This is a genomic window from Paenibacillus physcomitrellae (assembly GCF_002240225.1).
Lineage (GTDB): Bacteria > Bacillota > Bacilli > Paenibacillales > Paenibacillaceae > Fontibacillus > Fontibacillus physcomitrellae.
Map to the genome: position 1 here is coordinate 203,677 of NZ_CP022584.1, position 20,908 is coordinate 224,584.

Annotated in this window: 17 protein-coding genes; 11 read left to right on the forward strand and 6 right to left on the reverse strand. The window is 51.8% G+C overall.

The features are described 5' to 3' along the window. Window positions 1-15 precede the first annotated feature (15 nt). Window positions 16-1,761 (reverse strand): ABC transporter ATP-binding protein, encoded by a 1,746-nt coding sequence (locus tag CBE73_RS00990; protein ID WP_094092604.1) that lies wholly within the window; start codon window positions 1,759-1,761, stop codon window positions 16-18. A 507-nt stretch (window positions 1,762-2,268) separates the two neighbouring features. Here CBE73_RS00990 and CBE73_RS00995 point away from each other — a divergent pair. Continuing rightward, a complete protein-coding gene (locus CBE73_RS00995) occupies window positions 2,269-2,556 on the forward strand; it encodes a HesB/YadR/YfhF family protein (RefSeq protein ID WP_094092605.1) in 288 nt (95 codons plus the stop codon). Window positions 2,557-2,726: 170 nt separating this feature from the next. Here the strand turns inward: CBE73_RS00995 and CBE73_RS01000 are convergent, their stop codons facing one another. Further along, the gene (locus CBE73_RS01000) at window positions 2,727-3,233 is read right to left on the reverse strand and encodes an ADP-heptose synthase (protein WP_094092606.1); all 507 of its coding nucleotides are present in this window, start codon (window positions 3,231-3,233) and stop codon (window positions 2,727-2,729) included. A gap of 100 nt (window positions 3,234-3,333) precedes the next feature. Here CBE73_RS01000 and CBE73_RS01005 point away from each other — a divergent pair, with 100 nt between their 5' ends. Then, window positions 3,334-5,139, forward strand: coding sequence for an ABC transporter ATP-binding protein (locus CBE73_RS01005; protein ID WP_094092607.1), 1,806 nt, complete (start codon window positions 3,334-3,336; stop codon window positions 5,137-5,139). Between the two features lie 170 nt (window positions 5,140-5,309). Here the strand turns inward: CBE73_RS01005 and CBE73_RS01010 are convergent, their stop codons facing one another. Both CBE73_RS01010 and CBE73_RS01015 read right to left on the reverse strand, forming a co-directional pair. After that, window positions 5,310-5,762, reverse strand: coding sequence for a DUF441 domain-containing protein (locus tag CBE73_RS01010; protein ID WP_373286368.1), 453 nt, complete (start codon window positions 5,760-5,762; stop codon window positions 5,310-5,312). Next, on the reverse strand, window positions 5,749-6,780 hold the full coding sequence (locus tag CBE73_RS01015; RefSeq protein WP_094092608.1) for a YpdA family putative bacillithiol disulfide reductase: 1,032 nt from the start codon (window positions 6,778-6,780) through the stop codon (window positions 5,749-5,751). The genes CBE73_RS01010 and CBE73_RS01015 overlap by 14 nt, the downstream gene beginning before the upstream one ends. A gap of 196 nt (window positions 6,781-6,976) precedes the next feature. Between CBE73_RS01015 and CBE73_RS01020 the strand changes: the two genes are divergently transcribed. The 4 genes from CBE73_RS01020 (at window position 6,977) to CBE73_RS22030 (ending at window position 9,973) form a co-directional block, all read left to right on the forward strand. After that, window positions 6,977-7,585, forward strand: coding sequence for a DUF2087 domain-containing protein (locus CBE73_RS01020; protein WP_094092609.1), 609 nt, complete (start codon window positions 6,977-6,979; stop codon window positions 7,583-7,585). A gap of 129 nt (window positions 7,586-7,714) precedes the next feature. Beyond that, window positions 7,715-8,173 (forward strand): DUF3939 domain-containing protein, encoded by a 459-nt coding sequence (locus CBE73_RS01025; protein ID WP_094092610.1) that lies wholly within the window; start codon window positions 7,715-7,717, stop codon window positions 8,171-8,173. Between the two features lie 207 nt (window positions 8,174-8,380). Next, window positions 8,381-9,589 (forward strand): MFS transporter, encoded by a 1,209-nt coding sequence (locus CBE73_RS01030; RefSeq protein WP_094092611.1) that lies wholly within the window; start codon window positions 8,381-8,383, stop codon window positions 9,587-9,589. A gap of 246 nt (window positions 9,590-9,835) precedes the next feature. Beyond that, complete coding sequence (locus CBE73_RS22030) at window positions 9,836-9,973, forward strand: hypothetical protein (RefSeq protein ID WP_174704634.1); 138 nt, start codon at window positions 9,836-9,838, stop codon at window positions 9,971-9,973. Window positions 9,974-10,049: 76 nt separating this feature from the next. On the opposite strand, the gene CBE73_RS01035 is transcribed toward CBE73_RS22030, so the two are convergent. Further along, entirely contained in the window at window positions 10,050-10,289 is a 240-nt protein-coding gene (locus CBE73_RS01035) for a hypothetical protein (RefSeq protein WP_068694704.1), read from the reverse strand. A gap of 379 nt (window positions 10,290-10,668) precedes the next feature. Continuing rightward, window positions 10,669-12,555, reverse strand: coding sequence for a GxGYxYP domain-containing protein (locus CBE73_RS01040; protein ID WP_229752664.1), 1,887 nt, complete (start codon window positions 12,553-12,555; stop codon window positions 10,669-10,671). A 423-nt stretch (window positions 12,556-12,978) separates the two neighbouring features. Between CBE73_RS01040 and CBE73_RS01045 the strand changes: the two genes are divergently transcribed. The 5 genes from CBE73_RS01045 to CBE73_RS01065 all read left to right on the forward strand — a co-directional run bounded on the left by CBE73_RS01045 (window position 12,979) and on the right by CBE73_RS01065 (window position 20,899). Then, complete coding sequence (locus tag CBE73_RS01045) at window positions 12,979-14,259, forward strand: GntR family transcriptional regulator (RefSeq protein ID WP_094092612.1); 1,281 nt, start codon at window positions 12,979-12,981, stop codon at window positions 14,257-14,259. Between the two features lie 192 nt (window positions 14,260-14,451). Beyond that, window positions 14,452-15,450, forward strand: a complete 999-nt coding sequence (locus CBE73_RS01050) for a carbohydrate ABC transporter permease (RefSeq protein ID WP_094092613.1) — start codon at window positions 14,452-14,454, stop codon at window positions 15,448-15,450. Beyond that, the gene (locus tag CBE73_RS01055; protein WP_094092614.1) at window positions 15,422-16,345 is read left to right on the forward strand and encodes a carbohydrate ABC transporter permease; all 924 of its coding nucleotides are present in this window, start codon (window positions 15,422-15,424) and stop codon (window positions 16,343-16,345) included. Before CBE73_RS01050 ends, CBE73_RS01055 begins: the two co-directional genes overlap by 29 nt. A 45-nt stretch (window positions 16,346-16,390) precedes the next feature. Continuing rightward, window positions 16,391-17,857 carry an extracellular solute-binding protein gene (locus CBE73_RS01060; protein ID WP_094092615.1) on the forward strand — a complete coding sequence of 489 codons (1,467 nt, stop codon included), beginning with the start codon at window positions 16,391-16,393 and terminating at the stop codon, window positions 17,855-17,857. 24 nt (window positions 17,858-17,881) lie between these two features. Further along, window positions 17,882-20,899, forward strand: a complete 3,018-nt coding sequence (locus CBE73_RS01065; protein WP_094092616.1) for an alpha-mannosidase — start codon at window positions 17,882-17,884, stop codon at window positions 20,897-20,899. Window positions 20,900-20,908: the final 9 nt, after the last annotated feature.

Sequence of the window (20,908 nt, forward strand, 5' to 3'; positions counted from 1 at the left end):
GGGGGAAACACCTCTCTAGTCTGTCAGGTTGGATTCAACCTGCTGCCGTTCATATTGCTCGCGGTACCAGCCGCCTTTCGCCAGCAGTTCCTCGTGCGTTCCTTCCTCCACGATCCGGCCTTTCTCCAGCACGACGATATGGTCGGCGTGTTCGATAGCGGAAAGCCGGTGCGTGGCGATCAGGGTTGTTTTGCCGGAGCGTTTGCTGCGGATATTTTCAATGATCCGCGCTTCGGTTCTGGCGTCGACGGCCGATAAAGCATCGTCAAGGATCAGAATCTCCGGATCGGCGATAAACGCCCGGGCCAGCGAAACGCGCTGCTTCTGCCCGCCGGATAGGGCGACGCCTTTTTCGCCGACCAGCGTCTCCAGCCCGTCGGATAACGTATGCAGGTCGCCGTCGAAGGAGGCGGTGCGGATGGCGTCCATGATCAGCTCGTCATCGGCGTTTGGCCGTCCGTATTGGATATTCTGCCGGACGGTTTTAGAGAACAAAATTTGCTCCTGCGGCACGTAGCCGATCCAGCCGTGCAGCTGGTCTTTGGCGATCAACGGCATCGGCACGCCGGAAATGAGCAGATCGCCGGTGCCCAGTGGATATTCGTGCAGCAGCTGCTTCAGCAGCGTTGATTTGCCGGCACCGGTCCGCCCTACAACACCAAGCGTTTCGCCGCGTTTCAGGTTCAGACGGATATGCTCCAAATTGTTTACAGTCGAAGTTGGATAACGGAACGTCACGTCATGAAATGCAATGGAATCCGGAGCAGCCACAGCTACGGGATGTTCGGCGTCTTCCACGTCCGGCTTTACGCTGAGCGTTTCGTTGACGCGGTCCAGCGAAGCGCCGCCGCGCTGCATGATGTTGATCAATTCGCCGATGGCGAACATCGGCCAGATCATCATGCCAAGATACATATTAAAGGAGACGAGATTGCCCAGCGTCAGCTCATTGTGGAACACAAGATACATGCCGTACGTCAGGCTGATCACATAACTCAGGCCTACGCAGAGGCGGATCGTCGGCTCGAAATAAGCGTCGACTTTGGCTACTGCTAGATTTTTCTGATAAACATCGTTGGTGATGTTCTCAAACCGCGCTTCGTCGTTCCGTTCCTGCACATAGGCGCGGATAACGCGTACGCCGGCTACTGATTCAAGCACCTGGTCGTTCATGTCGCCAAAGGCATCCTGGGCAAGCGTATACCGCTCGTGAATGATTTTGCCGTAAATTTTCATCGCCAAAGCGATGAAAGGAAGCGGGATAATCGCCGCCAGCGTCAGCTTCCAGCTGATCAGGGTTGCCATGGCTACGAAGATCGTGGTCAGATAAGCGGTTGAATCCGTCAGGGTCAGCATGCCGAAACCGGCTGTCTGGGCGACGGAACGCAAGTCGTTGGTGGCCCGCGCCATCAGGTCGCCGGTCCGGCTCCGTTCGAAGAACGGCGGCGTCATCCGCAGCAGATGGTTCATAAACCGGGTCCGCAGCAGCCGTTCCACCAGATTGGATCCGCCAAACAGCTTGTGCATCCAAACATAAGTAATCAGATAGATCAGGACCAGCAGGCCCACGATCGATAAAATGTACATCGTCAGTAAATTCCACGTGATGGAGCCGCTGACGATGTCGTCAATGGCGCTGCCGAGCAGCCGTGGGGGAGCCAGCTCCAGAACGCCGACCACAATCAGAAAAATAAGTCCGATCGTGTAGCGCTGTTTCTCCCGGCGGAAGAACCAGCCTAAATTTTTTAGTACCGAAAACATGAATCAAAACCCTCCTCTTGAGTCTTCTCCGTCTGCCTGCAAGACCCTGAAAAATAAAAAAGGGACACATCGTCCTATGACGATATGTCCCTGGATAACCTAAACATATGCCGGATTACGATTGTAAGCAATCGTATCCGCATGCTGGAGCCAAGAAAGGCCAGCCTTTGTTCAAGGCGTACAGCACTTCTGGTAAATTCCCTGAATCTCGGTATGCGGGATTGCTTCGCTATTTAATTGTTTCAGCCGGACGGCCATACCATGGTTATCGTAAACAATATGATTAAGCATCGAGCGCACCCTTTCCCCCGCTTGGGAATTTTTGATAAATGAATCTGACACAAGAATCTTAACACCGTATTTTCCGGATTGTCAAACGTAAAAAACAAATATAATTAATTTACCCCGTTTGGCAAACGGGAGTGTCATGGGCTAAAATAAGGGTACAAATAGAAGAGACAGCCTGCAGTTAGAAGCAGCAGGGCTGATTGAGAAGGAGAGAATCAAATGATTCACGTTGCAGAGGATGCAGCCGAATGGTATAAGAAAGAACTGAACCTCCACGAAGGGCAGTCGGTTCGTTTTTTTGCCCGTTATAGCGCCGGCGGACATATCCATCCCGGATTTTCGCTCGGAATCGATACCGAAGAACCTAAGAAGCCGGGATTATCCACGACTGTAGGCGGCATTCGTTTCTATATGGAAGAGCAGGATTTGTGGTATTTGGACGGTTATGACTTGAAAGTCAGCTATGATGGGGAAACCGACGACATCATTTATGAGTACGTGCAGTAACCGTGTAGTACCCGTGTAATAACTGTTAAATAACAAGGTGAATAGAAAATTTTAAGGGGACAAGTACAGAACAAAAGCCCGCGTGTGCGCGGGCTTTTTCATGACTTTTTGATAGAATGGTCTGATGACGGTATGGATAGGGGGATTAAAGGTCAACGTTATCCTTCAGATCAGCTGAAAACATTGTCTTCCATGGCGAACTCGAAATCCTGAATATCAAAGACTTGAACAGGCACCTCGGCTTCGATAATCCGGCGGATCAGCTCGAATTGGTCCGTCAGAATGGGGGCATTCTCTTTCTGGGCGGTCAGGATGATTTCCGTTTCGATGGGGTCCAGATATTCGCCGTACTGTTCGTTATCCACGGCATTTACGACCGTCCAGGTAATGTGTTCATCGAGCAGGATGGACGCCGTTTTCCCCCAGGGCATAACCAGGATCTTCTCCAGCCGTTTCCGGTTCAAGGGCTCTTCCATATAAGCGATCAGCTCATTGATCTTATCCTTCACGTAACGGTCGTCTTCCAGATCATTCATGAGCGGTTCGGTGCTGTCCCGAAATTCGTACAATTCCATGATCGTGTTGTAAGGCACAATATATTCTACGGGGCCGGAAGGTGCCAAAAGTTCACCGTATATCGCGACCATTACAGCTTCAATGACAAATCGGCGTGTCATGGTTACCCTCCTAAAGCGATTACATCATTATTCGGCTTGCGCCAAGACAATAGCTGCAAGTTTTACTAAGGAGTATAACATACAAGGGAAGTGCACTCAATTGAATCCGTTTAAAGCTTATTTTGTTTTTGTCAAACCTTATTGGAAATGGATCCTGCTTACGCTGCTGATCGGTCTGCTCAAGTTCGGGATTCCATCTCTGCTGCCTCTATTATTAAAATATGTAGTTGATGACCTGCTCATGAATGCCGAGCTGACATCGGCTGAAAGGATTCGCGGGCTGGGGATGGCTTTGGCGGCGGCGATGTTCCTGTTCATTGTAGTAAGGGGGCCGGTTGAATACTTCCGGCAATACTTCGCACAATTAATTACCGCTAGAATTTTGTTTGATCTGCGCAGCAGACTTTATGATCACCTGCAAAGGTTGTCACTGCGCTATTACCAGAATACAAAGGTCGGCGAAATTATTTCACGGTTCATCAACGATGCTGAGCAGACGAAAAACATCGTGGAAGTTGGCATGATGAACGTCTGGCTGGATTTGTTCACGCTTATCTTTGTGCTTGGATTTATGCTTTATCTGGACCCGATCCTGACCTTGGTCGCCATTTCGGTGCTTCCTTTTTACGCTATATCCGTTAACCTGCTCTACAAACGATTGAAAAAGCTGACGAAAGAGCGCTCTGCCGCGCTCGCGGGCATCCAGGCGTATTTGCATGAGCGCATCCAGGGTATTTCCATTATCCGCAGCTTTGCGCTGGAACGCCACGAAGGCAAACGATTCCGCGGCATAAACGGACGTTATCTGGACAAGGCGCTGAATCAAAGCCGCTGGAACGCCTGGACCTTTGCCATTACCAATACACTCACCGATATTGCGCCGCTTCTCGTCATCGGTTACGGGGGATACCATGTCATCCAGGGCGGGCTCACGCTGGGAACCTTTGTGGCCTTCTTTGGTTATCTTGATCGGCTGTATGCTCCGCTGAGACGCCTGATTAATTCCTCGTCCGTTCTGACCCAGGCATCAGCCTCATGGGAGCGGGTGGAAGAGCTGCTGGATCAGCCGTATGACATGGTTGATGCCAAAGAGGCGAAGGAGCTCCCGGACGGACAAACGAGCATTGTCTTTGACAAGGTCTGGTTCAAATATCAGCCGGATCATGACTGGGTGCTCAAACAAATTGAAATGGACATCAAACCGGGTCAGACCGTCGCGTTTGTCGGAATGAGCGGAGGTGGTAAATCGTCATTGGTTGGGCTTATCCCGAGGTTTTATGACGTTCAGCAGGGGACAATTTATGTTGGAGGAACCGATGTGCGCAAGCTGACCATGCACAGCCTGCGCAGCCGGATCGGCATGGTGCTGCAGGAGAATTTCCTGTTCAGCGGTTCGGTGAAGGACAACATTCTGCTTGGCAGACCGGATGCATCCGATGAGGAAGTGGTAGAATCGGCGAAGGCTGCTAACGCGCATGATTTCATCATGCAACTGCCGACCGGTTATGACACAGAGGTCGGGGAGCGGGGCGTGAAGCTTTCGGGCGGCCAGAAGCAGCGGATTGCGATTGCCCGGGTGTTCCTCAAGAACCCGCCTGTGTTGATTCTGGACGAAGCGACCTCGGCGCTGGATCTGGAGTCCGAAAATCTTATTCAGCAGTCTTTGCAGCGCCTGTCCGAGAGCCGGACCACTTTAATTGTCGCTCACCGGCTGTCCACGATTACGCATGCGGACCGGATTTATGTGATGAATCACGGCGAGATTGCCGAAACCGGTACGCATACGGAGCTGATGGAGCAAGGCGGCATTTACGCCAGACTTTATAATATTCAGCATTTGCATCTGAATGAAGAGGGAGATAGCCTGCAGCTGGCTTCCGCAGCGAGTGAGGAAAGATTAAAGTAAGGATAATAAAGTGAAGAAGATAATACGAAGAAGATAGTCCGAAGACGATGGAGCGAGGGAAATTAAGGAGTCTCTCCTGAAAATAAAAAACCGGAACACCCCTGATCGAGATCAGGCAGGTGTTCCGGTTTTTTGATATAGGTGAATCTTCGCCCGGCAGCGGCCGTGGATTACCCCCGACCGATCAACAGGGACAAAATCCCGGCTGCGATCAGCGGTCCGACGGGCACGCCTTTGAAGAAGGCGACTCCCAGCACGGTGCCGATCAGCAGGCCCGTCACGATGATTGGCTGGCCGGCCATCAGGCTCGCGCCGCGGCCGCCCAGATAAGCGACGAGCATGCCGACGGCGATAGCCAGCAGCGACTTCCAGTTCAGGAAGGACTGCCAGACGGAATCAAGCGGGATTTTTCCGCTGGCCAGCGGGGTCATAACCCCGATTGTGAGGATCAGAATCCCGATGGTCAGGCCGTATTTCTCCAGAAACGGGAAAGCGGCATGAAGTTTGGTCACCCGAAGGAACAGCAGGACCAGAATGGCCACCGTGATCGGCATATTGCTGCTGAAAATGCCAAGTGCGGCCAAGGCCAGCAGCAGAAGGGCCGTGACGTCAATTTGCGCCATAAGGGGCCTCCGCTGTATCGCGGACCGCTTCTGCTTCCAGGCGTCGGGCGGCTATATGGGCAGCAATTAGCTTGCCATGTCCGCGGCCGGTTTCGATGAAGACTTCATTGGCATTCCGTCCGGAAGCGACAACGCCCGCCACATACAGGCCGGGCACATTGCTCTCCATGGTAGTTGGATCAAAGACCGGCTTATCCTGATCCTCGGACATCTCGATGCCCGAGGCAGACAGCAGGCCGCGGTCGGGGCGGAAGCCGGTCATCGCGACAACAAAATCATTGGCCAGCTGCTCATGGCTTCCATCCTCCAGTGATTCTACAACGACATGATCAGGCTGAATTTCTACCACGCGAGACCGGGTGACCGTGCGGATTTTACCCTTATTCACCAGCCCGTCAAATAGAGGTCTAACCCACGGTTTGATGTTGCCGGACAAATCATCGCCGCGGTAAATGACGGTAACGTTCGCTCCAACCCGCTCCAGCTCCATGGCGGCATCCACCGCAGAGTTGCTTCCGCCGATGACGGCAACTTCCATGCCGGCATATGGATGAGCTTCGCGGAAATAATGGGTCACCTTATCGCTGTCTTCCCCGGGAATCCCCAGCATATTCGGATGATCGAAATAGCCGGAGGAGACAACGACGTTCCTTGCTTTCAGCTCGCGGCTTTCGCCAAAACGCCGCTGGGTCTTGATCGTGAAGGTGCCGTCCTGTTCCTTGATAATGGATTCGGCTTCTTCGTATGTAGCGATGCGCAGCCCGTAATGATCCGCAACCCTGCGGTAATAAACAAGCGCTTCATGCCGGTAAGGCTTCTCATTGGAGGAGGGGAACGGAATGTCTCCGATCTCCAGCAGCTCGGCTGTACTGAAGAACTGCATGTTAACCGGGTATAAGAAAATGGAATGAACAATATTGTGTTTTTCAATAATAAGAGCCGATAATCCCTGCTTCTGACATTCGATAGCTGCAGACAAACCGCAGGGTCCTGCTCCGATAATAATGACGTCTTCCATGTTAGAAATCCTCCTTGTGACAGGCTGCTTGGCAGCTTTGAAAATTAAGCATGTAACCATTCTAGCTCATTACTGTTTATTTTCAAACCATATTGGCTTGACACTTCTGTGGAGTTTCACTAAAATCTAATTAGATAATTATCTAATCGAAAATAAACAATAATCATTAAACATTAATGGATAAGGAGTTTTGATGATGCAGCTTGAGAAGATGGTAGCTTATCATAAAGCGATGGGAGATCCAACCCGCATCCGGATGCTGATGCTGCTGGCCGAGCAGGAGCGGAGCGGACAGGAGCTTGCCGAGCTGCTTCATCTGTCCCAGCCTACGATTACCCACCACGCGGCCAAGCTGCGCGAAGCGGCGCTGATCAAGGAACGCAGGGACAAGAACACTGTTTATTTCCAGGTGAATCCTTATTTCATAGAGCAGGGCGCTGCAGCGTCTGTGGCCTATATTTTAAACCGGACAGGAGGAAACGAAATGGAGAACGTAACGCAGCAATCGGAGCAGGAGACGCTCAAGCAGTCGGTTTTGCGAAATTTTTTCGCCAAGGACGGCCGTTTGAAGCAGATTCCGGCTCAGCTCAAGAAGAAGGTCATTGTGCTGGAATATTTGGCCGAGCAGCTGACGCCGGGACGGAAATACGAGGAGAAAGAGATCAACGAATTTATCAAGCAGTATCATGAGGACTTCGCAACGCTGCGCAGAGAGTTTATCATGCATCAGTTCATGTACCGGGAAGAAGGGATCTATGAACTGAATCCAAAAACGATGTGGACCTCCTGGCATCAGCTCCGTTAATAAGCCTTTATCGACTGTTCTATGAACGTTTTATGGCGGTTGCATTAAAGAGAGACTTTCGGGGGAAAACCGGATATAATATAAGTGTAAGCGTTTTCTATTAACGGTTTGGCGAAGGAGGTTAAGGTCATGCTGTTTTGGAACAAGAAAACGAAGGTCGCGGAACCTGTTGAAGTTGAAGTCTCGCTCGAGCAGGTTCGCAGAGCCGTCCTGCAGTACGAAGATGATACGCCGGACACGATTAACCGATTGACGTTGATTCAACCCGACGGCAGTCTCGATACAAACCGGCTGGCTCGTTATTTAGGCGGTCCAAGCAAACACAAATTTTATCTATCCCGAGAAACGTTTGAAATATTTGAAGAAGCCGACCGCCACATTCCTTATTATCTGGACCTGGTGCAGATGGCGGTGGACGATTACGTGAACGAAACCGGTAAACTTCCGCTGGTGAAAGGCTCCTTGGAAGGAGAAATCGATTACCGGGCGCTGATGCAGGAGCATTATTTGAAGGAGCTTCCGCCGCTGCCGCTGTATTTGACGGATCAGGAGCTCATGCTCAGCCGTCATCCTTTTTCGATGGAATAAATGATATACGATCCGGTGAACTCCCGCGAGACGCTGCCTGTCTTTCGGGAGTTTTTCTGTGAGCCCACTTACAAATAGAAAAAAATATGTATATTTGTACATATAAAATGACCTTTGTTACATCCTTTTGCTTTCCTTATGGTGCTATAATCATAAAACGGGTAATTTCTTCATGGAACGGAAGCAAACAAACAGGGAGGTGGCACCATGAATTTGCCCTGGAAAAAGAACCTCTATGTGCTTTGGTGCGGCGTCTTCTGTACAAGCACGGCTTATTCAATGGTCATCCCTTTTCTGACGTTGTTTATCAACAAGGATTTGGGTGTAGAGTCGAATGTGTCCTTTTGGTCGGGCCTGCTATTTGGTGTAACCTTTCTGGCTAGTGCGCTGATTGCGCCCTTCTGGGGCTCGCTCGCTGACAAATACGGCCGCAAACCGATGCTGCTGCGCTCGGGCTTCAGCCTGTGTGCGGTTTATCTCCTGATGGCCGTCGTCCAGAATCCTTATGAGCTTCTGGTTGTCCGCATTTTGTCGGGGCTGCTTGCCGGTTATGTCCCTTCGGCTATCGCTTTGGTCGGTACCAATACGCCGGAGAAGCACGTTGGCTACGCGCTTGGCATTATGGCAACGGCCGGAGCGTCGGGCAGCATTGTTGGTCCGCTGCTTGGCGGCGTGCTGAGCAAATTTATCGGTTACAGGGAATGTTTCCTGGTAGCCGCGTTTGTAGTACTCATGTCCGCGATCATTGCCTGGATCGGAGCGAAGGAAGAGAACTTCGACCGCAACCGGACACGGTCGCACGTCATGGATGATTTGAAGGAAGCTTCGGCTAACCGTCCGTTAATGCGTCAGCTGGGAGTCGTGCTGATTGTGACGGCTTCGGTCATGGTGCTAGAGCCGCTGCTGACGCTTTATGTGCTGGAGCTTGGCTCCTCGCATGACAATGCTTCGTTAAGCTCCGGCGTGATCTTCTCTGCGGTGGGCGTAGCCACGGTCGTTGCGGCTCCGATCTGGGGAAAAATCGGCCAGAAGATCGGTTACGAGCGGACCTTGATGATCGGCCTTCTCGGCGGAGGCCTAGGCAATGTGCTGCAGCTGCTGTTCCACAATTTGGTTGGCTTCGGCATTCTGCGTTTTGTGTACGGGCTTTTCTTTGCGGCGGTATATCCGGGTTTGAATGCCCTGATTGTCAAGGCGACAACACCAGAATTCCGCGGACGCGCCTTCAGCCTGAATCAGTCGTCCAGTCAGCTGGGCAATATGGTCGGTCCGATTGCGGGCGGCACGTTAGGGGCCTATATTCCGATCCCGATTGTCTTTCTGCTCAACGGGGTGCTGCTCACGGCCACGGCCGGCACGCTGAAGTGGAAGCAGCTTAAAGTGCGCAGGGCGAAAGATCAGGCGGCGGACGTTTGATTTTTTGAGAAAAATTTTTCCTTCAACGTTTGACAGCAGACGCCATCCCACGCTACGGCTTGGGACGGCGTTTTTGCTTTGTTTCCGGGAATGCCGTCGATCGGCCTCAGAAAGGACGGAATGACTATGCAGAGCGGCGGGAAGGGGGAAGTTTTAAATTGATCTGAACGGTTAAATAAGAAATACCAGAAGAACAGGAAAATTGTTCCTGCTCGGTAATATAATTCAGGACGAGGGGTGCTTACTATGGCCATTGACCGTTTTATTCTGAGGAAGCTTGAACAATGCGAGGAAGAGAACATCAGACGCAATCTGCTAAACCTGTTTCTAATCCGGATCGAACAAGCCTGGTATAAAGAAGAAGCCCACAGAACGGCGGTATAACCGTAGCTGCGGGCTTCCTCAACTTCATAAAGAACAAATAACACAAGTCTTCTACTCTACACCATAAATAGAAAGATTAGTAGAGTGAGAGCGCCAAAGAATCAAATTCGCTTTTGCTGTGAAGAATGGCTTCGGAACCTTCAATTTCAATGCTAATCAAAGAAGTCAAACATTTTTTCAGCGCTTGCTTGCCGTTGCGAATTTTATGATCGAGCGCGTTTGTCAGCAATTTAAGTGTACGTTGCATAGGTTGTTTGTTCTCGGAGCTGAAATAGACGGGAATGAGTTTGTTATCAAAATGAATGACCGTTTTCACTCTAATCACCTCTATAGTTTTAATTTCATTAATTAAATTGTAAAACCTTTTGCTTAAAACTAGCTTAAGAAAATATAACAAATTGATTAAATACTAGAAGGAGACGGCAATCGGTCGTCTCTTCTTGCTGTTTGTTTACCCTTTGCCGAGGGTAACGACACTTTTTTCAGCTCGCTATACTTTAGTAACGAACGAAGCTGCTTCTTGGTTTCGTTTTTTTTAGATAATTTGGTGAAAAAATGGTGAACAAGGTAAATAACGACCCTTCCTTCTACAGCCTGGGCCTCAGTTTGATCTGCTTGCAGCCAGAAAGAAGAGGCCTGCAGTTTCAGCTTGGATCGCTGATCTGCAGGCCTCTAATCAGTTGACTTGAGCCGTCTTAAGGCTTGACGGGAAGTCCGTTCGCTTCACGAATGAGCGAGAAATATTGATCGCCCCTTACAATTTCGAATTCCGGTCCCAGCTCTTTCGTCATGGTGGCGACATCCGTTGGGGTCAGGCTCCAGGCCAGCAGGCCGAGCGAGACGAACAATGGAGATTTACCATCCCAGTCCGCTTTGGCTTGCTCCAGAATGCGGAGGCCGTCCTGGACGGTGCTGATGCCTTGAATGGTTGATACCGGCAGGGATTCGTTCAGAATATCCACCCCATAGCGATCTTCCCAGCTCAGGAACAGTCCTGGCGCCTTATAATACTGCTCATAGTCCTTGGCGTAGGAAGAGCCCAGCGGCACGTTCTCCCCGTTGATCCGGTTCAGCACATAGGTGAGATTCATGCCGGATTTCTGCAGATATTTGTAGGATTGCTTCAGAAAATCATCAAAACTCGCTTGAGGCCAGGCTGACGGATAAAAATATCCTGCTCCGGACGGTCCGGCCATTATGAAGTCATTCGCGGTTGCCGTCTTCTGGTAATAGTTGAGAATGGCTGGAGCCGCATCAACCAGCAGCGGGCTGGAGGTCCAGTTGATCGGAACCTGGCCGCGGGCTGGATCGTCCCAGAGAATTCGCATGCGATGCTGATTGTATTGGAAATTGTCGCCTTCGCTGAACGTGTAGGTCACATAGATTTTGTTGTCCAATTCATGGGTGACGGACGTTTGAGGACGGGTTGGCTGTACTTGGGTGCCGGAGAAGACGGTCATGTTGGAGAACCAATCGGCGGCCAGCACATAAACGCCGTAATTGGAGGTCACCTCGACAGAATTGAATTCGCCGGCTGTATCGTTGCTGAACCAGCCCAGATAAGGTGTGCCCGGTTTAACGCTGGAAAGGATTTTTTCAAACAAAGCTTTCTGCTTTGGATCGTTCACTTCCAGCCAGAATACCATCGCTTTGTTGGCAACCGCGTAATCGCGCAGGTAGCCGTAAGGCTCCTTCTGTTCGGAGGAAAGAGGCTGAACGTTGCCGGCGGATACTTTATATTGGTTCCACATAACAACGGAAGCCGTCAGCTCCTGAGTTCCAGCCGGAGGAGTGAACCGGTACACAAAGTAATTCCCGCCATCGGCAAAACGGTGTCCGCCATCCCCGGCGGAAATCTGCGAGCCTTGACGGTCGTACAGGAAGGCTTCTTCTTCCGGTGTGCCCGGAACAAATTGAGCGATGATCTTGCCGTCCGCTTTGACGGTAATCTCATGAACGGCCGATCCCCAGCCATCCTGCGTAAAGGCATCGTCAAAACGCAGGTATACGGAATCTTTGCCTAAGAAACGGGTCAAATCCAGATCATAAGAAGCTTTGTTGCTGGCGTCGCGGATTTGTTCCGTTTCCTGGGCGATCGTCTCAAACGATTCGGGCAGTCCTGACGGAATTTTGATGGAGGTGTCAGGGCTCAAGCCGACCAGCATCCGATGAGTGGTTTGGTTCCATAGATGTTCGTATTGCCAGGTGTAGGCGTCCAGACGGTCCTTGAATTTGCCGCGTAAATCTTCAAGCACCTTCAGCTTATAGGGAGCGGCTTGCAGCTTGGCAGCCAGCTCAGGTCCGGCGACGACGGCGTCTTTCAGTCCTGCCAGGGTTGTCGCCACGTTGATAGAATCCGGAACCTGCGGATCATAAATAATCAGGCCTTTGACTTCGTTTTTGTATTTCTTAACAAGCTGCCATGGATCCTTGTGCTGAACATAAGGGACGTGGAGGTCGTTCAGCCAGGTTGTCTTGCCCTCTTCTTCGTTCTCCAGCAAATAAATCCGAGGTTCCGAACGGTTTACGATGCCCTGCAAGGTACTCAGCAGCAGCCGCATATCGCCGGATTCATCGATCACATCGGCAACATCAAGATGCTTTGCGTTTGCAAAGCTTGGAAGCGCTTGCGATAATGGCCAGCTAATTTGATTTTTTTTCGATAAAGGGGTAGAGGATTGTGCAGATATTGAGGTGTTGCCAAAGCTTAAAGATAACGTACAACAGATAACGAAACATGTAATCGCGATTTTTCGAATCAAGTTCGTTCACCTCATGTCCTCGTATTGGGGGGCCATCGTTTGGAAATTTCCGTCAGCCGGGCACAAATCCCCTCCTTTCCGGCCGTCATTTATAGGTACAAACGACAACGCCTGATGAATATGTTAAATATATCTAATATGTATTGTCAAGTGAGAATTCCAGCTTTCAAATCATTGACTAAATGACATAAATGATATAACGTAAAGAGGTGAAAGAGAGAAACAAGTGAGGAGATCCATAGGATGCGAAATGAACGAAAACCGTTATATATGCAGATTCAGCAGTATTTTAAAGATTTGATCCTGAGCGGAAAGCTGAAGGAAGATGATAAAATTCCTTCGGAGAAGGAATTGATGGACCAGTTTGATGTCAGCCGGATCACCGTGGCGAATGCGCTGACGCAGCTGGCGAAGGACGGGTGGATTTACCGTATTCCGGGCAAAGGCAGCTTTGTCAGCGAAGGCATCGGCGAGCTGCTGCCTCGTCAAAATCAGCAAGAGGCAGGAGCGAGGGCTCATCCGGAAGGCGGCGGAGCGGGCTTTTCGCAGCCCGAGGGAACATTTGCCGCGAACGGAGAACACATGCCGCTTGGAGCCGAGACCTATCCTTATACGGGCGAGACCTCCAAAACGATCGGACTGGTTATGCCGCAGCTCGTGGATTATTTCGCCATTCGTTTGCTGCAGGGGATCAATAACATTATTGAAAACAGTCCGTATACCCTTCAGATCGTGTTGACTTACAATTCGATCGACCGGGAGAAAGCAGCGATTGGCGATCTGATTCGCAAAGGTGCCGCCGGATTGATCATTTTCCCCTCCGATGCGGAGATGTACAACGAGGAGATTTTGTCCCTGAAGCTGCAGGGATTCCCGTTTGTGCTGATCGACCGTTATCTGCCCGGCGTAGCCACTAACGTGGCGCGCAGCGACGGATTGATCGGCGGTCAGCTGGCCGTCGATTATTTATGGGAGCTTGGACACCGCGACATCGCCATCTGCTCCGATTCTCCGCTGCCGACCATTACGGTTGAGGACCGGATCAACGGTTATATGGAGGCCTTGAAGCAGAAAGAAGCCATGATTAATCCGGCTTTGATCTTAACCGATTTCAAAGTGGATTACAGCGGAATCGATAAAGAGCACCCTTTGTACCGCTTTATCAAAAATCAAATCGCTACCGCCTATATTACGCTAAACGGCCGGCTTGGCCTGCACATTTATTCCATATGCAAGGAGCTTGGCCTCAAGGTGCCGGAGGACGTCTCCATCCTGACGTTCGATGATCCGTCTCCGGGCTTGCACGAGTGGATTTATTTCTCGCATATTTCGCAGTCGGAAATTGAGATGGGAGAGGCGGCGGCCAACATTTTGCTGGAGCTGTTCGAGAACAACGAACCCAAAGATCAGGGCTATACCAAGGTAATCCTCCAGCCTAAGCTGATCGAAAGCCAATCGACGGGGCCGCTGCGAAAGCAGAACGAATTCCGCGGACGGCAAGCCGCGCCGGAAAGAAATCCTTAAAGGTTTGATCGATCGTAATGACATCTGCTCGCCAGGAGCAGGTGTCTTTTTTTTTGCAAAAAAAAACAGCAATAAATGACATAGTATATCTTGACTTAAATGACATAACTAATTATATTTAATAATACAATTGATTAGTTGCTTCACACAGGCTCTTGCAGGACTGAAATCAGTAGGGAGGTTGCTTGGACTATGGAGAAAACGGCAGAACGGGAGGGAAGGCCCTCTTTCAACCGGCGTAGGGGCAGACATAAGGATGCCTTGATCGCAGCCGTAATTCTGGTTCCGATGTTTCTGTTTTGGCTGGTGGTTTCGGGTTTTCCGACCTTGTTTGGTTTTGCGCTCGGCTTTTTTGAGTGGGTAGGGCTGGCGGATACGCCCAACTTTATCTGGTTTGACAATTTTATCGACTTCTTCAAAAACCCGGTCTATACGGATGCCTTATGGAGGTCGATATGGCTTGGCGGCCTCGTCACGTTCATCACGCTGGCTGCGGGCTTCGGGGCGTCGCTGCTGATGAATATGCCGCTTTTCGGCAAAGGCTTCTATCGCTCGATTTGGTACATCCCCGCTGTTACGGCGACAGTGGCCACCACGCAGGTATTTAACATCTTTCTGGATTCAAATAACGGCGTGATCAACAACATTCTTAAAGCGATGGGCAAGGAACCGATCGTGTGGCAGTATTCCGTCGGCTGGGGCATTTTCTGGATCGTGGTCTATTCGGTCTGGAAAGGCGTGGGGGGAGCGGCGCTGATCTGGCTGGCGGGGTTGCAGTCCGTTGACGTCTCGCTTTATGAAGCGGCGGAAATCGACGGGGCCGGTCGTTTTAACAAACTGCGGTATGTCACCTTGCCAGGCTTGAAGCCGATTGCGACCTATATCGTGATCACCAGCCTGATCGGTGCGATTCAAATTTATGAACAGGTGCTGTTTATTACCAACGGCGGGCCGTACGGGCAAACGGAGGTGCTGGTCTTCCGGATTTACCGCGACGGGTTCTGGGATTTCAACCTCGGCATGGCCGGAGCTTCTTCTCTGATTATGGCTTTGATCGTCATAGTGGCCACCGTACTGTATTACAATTGGTCAACCAAATCCGACAAACGGACGACGATCCCGATCAAGCCGGTAAAACGCAAAGGAAAGAGGGGGGAGAGCCATGTCCGCAACGCGAAAGGAGAACTTTAAAAATCAGTTCAAACCCGCTTATCTCATCGGACATATCCTGCTGCTTGGCATCGGCCTTATTTTACTCTATCCATTGATCTTCATGGTGCTTGCCGGGTTCTTTACGAAAACGGAGTTTACATCCACTGTACTTAGCATATTTCCGATTCCCAAGCAACCGACTCTGGAAAACTTCAAAGAGCTCATTATAGGCACGGCGGATTCTTCGGTGGCCATGTATTTCAGAAATTCTGTCATCCGGACCGTTTATAACACGTTGTGGGCTATATTGACTTCGTTCCTGGCCGGTTACGTTTTTGCCCGCTTGAAATTCAAAGGGCGGGAAGCGATCTTCCTGATTCTGCTGGCGACACAAATGATTCCGGGCACGCTGGCCATTATCCCGACTTATCTGGAGTTCGCCAGATTTCCGTTTGCCGGGGGGAATAACCCGTTTACCGGAGGAACAGGGATACTCAACTCTTGGTGGGTTTATTTGATTGGCGGCCCCAGCATCAATATTATGGGCACCTTCCTGGTGAAGCAGTCGCTGGAGAAAGTGCCGCTGGAGATCGACGAAGCGGCGGTTATGGACGGGGCCGGCACTTTCCGGCTGATCTTTCAAATTTTGTTCCCGCTACAGCTCCCGATTATGGCTTTTATCGCGATCACGACGGCGCTGGGAACCTGGAATGACTTCATTACCCCTTTCTTTTATACAACCAGCGATAACTTGCAAACGCTTCCAGCAGCCATTACGCGGATTTCATCCGTTGGGGCCAGCCCGGGTGCTGTAATCGATTATCCGATGATCATCACCTTAAGCATGGGGATCACGATTCCGGCCCTGCTTATCTTCGCCTTTTTCCAAAAGTACATCGTCCAAGGCTTGGCCAATACCGGTATCAAAGGATAACCATCCTTTTGCATACAAATTCAAAATGTCAGGGAGGGTTCAAGCATGTTAAAGAAAAAAATGTCCTTCATTATTCTTTCGTTAATGCTCACTGCCGGTTTGACCGCTTGCGGAGGCGGAGGGGGCGGAGGCGGCAATGCCCAAAGCAGTGACCAGCCTGCGGACAGCCAGAGCGCGGACAGCTCCGGGAAGGACACTTCCTCGCCAGGAGGCACAACGATCACCGTGCTGAACGAAGGTGCGGTCGCCGTCGGCGTGGGTGCGCTCAGCGATTTGCTGGAGAAGAAAAAGCAGTCGCTCATCGCCGATGAAGCGCAGAATCCGCGAGTTGTCGCGGAGGATTTCAGCTATACGCCCGGAAGCCCGCTCAAGGCAGCCGTCTTCCCGTATTTCTACCAATCGATCATGCTCAAGAAAATGCAGGAGCAGAACGTCACGGTGAAAATGGAGGATTGGGGCTGGGGCGAACAGCTCATTCAGAAAGAAACGGCCGGTTTCCTGGCCAAAAACATACCGGATATTATCGTCGGGGAAACCCAAATGCCGGGTTTTGCCCAGCAGGGCCTGCTTGAACCGTTCCCGGACGATATGGCGCAGGAAATCCGCGACAACGTGGCTCCGGCGGCCTGGAAGCCGATGGAGTACGATGGAAAGATTTACGGCTTTGCTTCCCAGCCGGGCGTAAGCAGCCTGTTCTGGAACAAAAAGCTGGTGAAGGAAGCAGGGCTTGACCCGGACAAAGCGCCGACCACCTGGGATGAACTGCTTGCGGACGTGCAGAAAGTGACGGAGGCCGGCAAGGGCAAGTTTTACGGCGGGGGCGTATATGCCGGACCAAACGCAGGCGGCTATTTGCGGTACGGAACACTTGTAGTCATCAATGGCGGCGGATTTGCGGATGATCAAGGCCAACCGACCTTTAACTCCGATGCCAATGTAGAAACTGTAAAATTCATGAAGCAGCTGAACGCGGCCCATCCGGCAGGCCTCATGGCCAACACCAATGAAGGAACGTATTTCGATGCCTTCAAAAAAGGACAAATTGCTTATTTGATCGACGGACCTTGGCGCGCGGTTGAAAGCTCGCAAATCGGCATCGATTACGGCATGGCTCAAATTCCGCTTTCACCTAACGGCAAGCCGGGCAACATTACGATCGGCGCGGCCTTCCATTCGGTGCCGAAGGATGCCAAAAACAAAGAAGCCGCTTTTGCTTATATCCGCGCGATGTACAGCGAGGATATCCAGCAGCTGATCGCCGATACGGGCGTCCGTTCGCCGGTGCTCAAATCCGTTGCCGAGAAGGATGAATACAAGACGGCCCACCCTGAAATGTACCAGCACTATTTGGCCATGTCCGGCAATGTGCAGGGACTGCCGACATTTGCCAAGGAAGACTCCAAAGTCTGGCAGTTGTTCGGTGACGCGGTAACCAAATCGCTGATGACGAACGGCGATATCAAGTCGATTCTGGATGATGCGCAGAAGAGAGCGGAGGCCATAACGAAGTAAATTTCATTGAAAGAGTGATGCAGCATGCCTTATGAAACAAATCCGATCATGACCCAGAAAGCGAAGGGACGGCTGTCCAAGCTTCGAGATTACATTTATGAGCCGATAGCCTCTTTGACTGTCAACGCTTGGGTAACGAAAGAACCGGTGACCTATGACCAGCGAATGTCAGGCAGACCGCTTGAACTTAAGCCCGGCGACAGGTGGGGAGAGCTTTGGGACTGCGCCTGGTTTCATTTCCGGGGACAGGTGCCAGGTTCGGCCAATGGCCGTAAAGTAGTGCTGCTTATCGACATCAACGGGGAATTATGCCTGGTGGACGAAGCCGGAACCCCGCGCCAAGGTTTAACCAATGTGAGCTCCGAATTCGATTACAGCTTGGGAATGCCCGGCAAACGTGTTGTGGATATCAGCGCTGCGGCTCAAGGCGGGGAAGTCATCGATTTGTGGGGAGACGGCGGCTGCAACGATTTGTTTGGCCGCTTCCGCAGCGGAACGCTTAAAGAAGCGTGTATAGCCATATGCCACGAAGAAGCACGCCTTTTGTATTACGACCTGGAGGTGCTGATCGAGCTGGCCGAGCAGCTGCCGGATTCGAGCGCCAGAAAGGCGCGGGTGCTGCAAAACGTATATGAGGCGGCGAATCTGCTCGCCGAGATTACCGAAGATACCGTACAGCTGGCCAGAGCCAAGCTGGCGCCGGAACTTGCGAAGCAGGGCGGCGATCCCGTCTTAACCGTCAGCGCAATCGGGCATGCGCATATCGATCTTGCCTGGCTGTGGCCGATCCGCGAAACGATCCGCAAGGGTGCCAGAACCTTCTCCACCGCGCTGCGCAATATGGAGAAATACCCGGATTACATGTTTGGCGCCAGCCAGCCGCAGCTGTATGCGTGGATGAAGGAGCATTACCCGCAGCTATATGCAGAGGTGCAGGAACGTGTCAAGGAAGGGCGCTGGGAGGTGCAGGGCGCCATGTGGGTAGAGCCGGATACCAATATATCCGGCGGTGAAGCGCTTGTGCGGCAAATCCTGTACGGGAAACGTTTTTTTAAGCAGGAGTTCGGCAAGGAAATCAAGGTATTGTGGCTGCCTGATGTATTCGGCTATACGGGAAGCCTGCCGCAGCTGCTCAAGAAATCCGGAGTGGACTATATGATGACCCAAAAGCTGTCGTGGAGCGTCTATAATACCCATCCGCATCACAGCTTCCTATGGGAAGGCATCGATGGCACGAAGGTGTTGACTCATCTGCCGCCGGAGGACACTTACAACGGTCCTGCGGCTCCGCGGTCGCTTGCCAAAATTGAGCAAAGCTACCTCGATCGCGGTGTTTCGGAGCATGCGCTCATGCTGTTCGGCATCGGCGACGGCGGCGGCGGTCCGGGAGAAGAACATTTGGAACGGCTGGCCCGGGAGCGGAATTTGCTGGGGCTGCTGCCGGTGGTGCAGGAGCCTGCGGTCACTTTCTTTCATCGGCTGGAGCGGGAAACTTCCCGCTTCCAGACCTACCGCGGGGAGCTGTATCTGGAGAAACATCAAGGGACGCTGACTACGCAAGCCCGCAACAAATGGTACAACCGCAAGCTGGAGAAAGCATTGCGGGAGCTGGAGTTCACGGCTTCATTGCTTTGGTCTGTGGGCGGCGAGGAAGACGTTTATCCGGCCGAACGGCTTGAGGCGGTCTGGAAGGAAATGCTATTGTACCAATTCCACGATATTTTGCCCGGCTCCTCGATCACAAGAGTGTACGACGAGTCGCTGGAGCGTTACGGCAAGCTGCTGGCAGAAGTGCAAACGATGATCGCCGGTATTTACGGGCGGCTGGCCGGTTTGTCCGGCGGGGCGGCCGGAACGCCTGTCCTGTTCAACTCCTTGCCGTGGGAGCGGAGGGAGTGGGTGCAATACGGCAGCAGCTGGCATTTCGTGCAAGTACCGGGCATGGGCTGGCGTTCGCTTGCAGAAGCTGAAACGGATCAGCCGGGGGCCCTGCTCATCGCGGAGGATTTCAGGCTGGAGAACGAGCGGCTATCGGTCCGTTTTGCGGAAGACGGCAGCATCGTATCGATGTACGATAAGGCGGCTGGACGGGAAACGCTGCAGCCGGGAGCGAAGGCCAACGTATTTACGCTTTACCATGATGACGGGGATGCCTGGGATTTCCCGCGCGATTACCGCGAGATGTTTGCCGGCACGATGAAGCTTAAGCGGGTGCAGGGTTTCGTGGCTGGACCTCGCGCTGTAATCGAGCAGGAGTACCGGTTCGGGGAGTCGACCCTGAAGCAGATTATTAGTTTGGAGCAAGATGGGCAGCTGCTGCGGTTCGATACCGAAGCGGACTGGCGCGAAGCGGGCAAAATGCTGCGGGTCGCTTTTCCCGTGCAGGTGGCGGCCGATCAAGTGAACTGCGAAATTCAGTTCGGGGTGCTCAAGCGGCCAACGACCCGCAACAATGCGATCGAGTTTGCACGCGATGAAATATGTGCCCATCATTACATCGACTTGTCGCAGCCGGATTACGGCGTAGCGCTGCTAAACGACAGCAAATACGGACACAGCGCGGAGAACGGTGTGCTGGACCTGAATCTGCTGCGCAGTCCGTCTTACCCCGATCCGAAAGCGGATCAGGCCGAACACAAATTTACTTATGCCTTATATCCTCATTCTGGCGATTTCATTCAGGCAGGCGTTTACCGCAAAGGGTACGAGCTGAACATTCCGCTCACTATAGCTGAAGCACAGGAACCAAGCGAGCACGGAGCGGAACTTATTCAGCCGTTTAGCCTGGTGCGGCTTGATCATCCAAACATCATGCTGGAGGCCGTCAAAAAAGCCGAGGACAGCAATCATTTGATTCTGCGGCTGTATGAGACGGCAGGTGCCGGAGCCGAAACCAATCTATCTATCGGCCTGAATTGCCGGACGATAGAGGAAGCCGATTTGCTGGAGAATCCGGTAGGACTGCTGGCGGAACAGACGAATGAAATAAAATTGTCCTTTACGCCGTTTGAAATTAAGACAATTCGTGTGGCATTTGCCTAAAGGAAGGAG

Excerpts from the sequence above, each read along its gene's own strand:
- CBE73_RS00990 (WP_094092604.1), bottom strand. The coding sequence starts at position 1,761 with ATGTTTTCGGTACTAAAAAATTTAGGCTGGTTCTTCCGCCGGGAGAAA.
- CBE73_RS00995 (WP_094092605.1), top strand. The coding sequence starts at position 2,269 with ATGATTCACGTTGCAGAGGATGCAGCCGAATGGTATAAGAAAGAACTG.
- CBE73_RS01000 (WP_094092606.1), bottom strand. The coding sequence starts at position 3,233 with ATGACACGCCGATTTGTCATTGAAGCTGTAATGGTCGCGATATACGGT.
- CBE73_RS01010 (WP_373286368.1), bottom strand. The coding sequence starts at position 5,762 with ATGGCGCAAATTGACGTCACGGCCCTTCTGCTGCTGGCCTTGGCCGCA.
- CBE73_RS01015 (WP_094092608.1), bottom strand. The coding sequence starts at position 6,780 with ATGGAAGACGTCATTATTATCGGAGCAGGACCCTGCGGTTTGTCTGCA.
- CBE73_RS01020 (WP_094092609.1), top strand. The coding sequence starts at position 6,977 with ATGCAGCTTGAGAAGATGGTAGCTTATCATAAAGCGATGGGAGATCCA.
- CBE73_RS01025 (WP_094092610.1), top strand. The coding sequence starts at position 7,715 with ATGCTGTTTTGGAACAAGAAAACGAAGGTCGCGGAACCTGTTGAAGTT.
- CBE73_RS01030 (WP_094092611.1), top strand. The coding sequence starts at position 8,381 with ATGAATTTGCCCTGGAAAAAGAACCTCTATGTGCTTTGGTGCGGCGTC.
- CBE73_RS22030 (WP_174704634.1), top strand. The coding sequence starts at position 9,836 with ATGGCCATTGACCGTTTTATTCTGAGGAAGCTTGAACAATGCGAGGAA.
- CBE73_RS01045 (WP_094092612.1), top strand. The coding sequence starts at position 12,979 with ATGCGAAATGAACGAAAACCGTTATATATGCAGATTCAGCAGTATTTT.
- CBE73_RS01050 (WP_094092613.1), top strand. The coding sequence starts at position 14,452 with ATGGAGAAAACGGCAGAACGGGAGGGAAGGCCCTCTTTCAACCGGCGT.
- CBE73_RS01055 (WP_094092614.1), top strand. The coding sequence starts at position 15,422 with ATGTCCGCAACGCGAAAGGAGAACTTTAAAAATCAGTTCAAACCCGCT.
- CBE73_RS01060 (WP_094092615.1), top strand. The coding sequence starts at position 16,391 with ATGTTAAAGAAAAAAATGTCCTTCATTATTCTTTCGTTAATGCTCACT.
- CBE73_RS01065 (WP_094092616.1), top strand. The coding sequence starts at position 17,882 with ATGCCTTATGAAACAAATCCGATCATGACCCAGAAAGCGAAGGGACGG.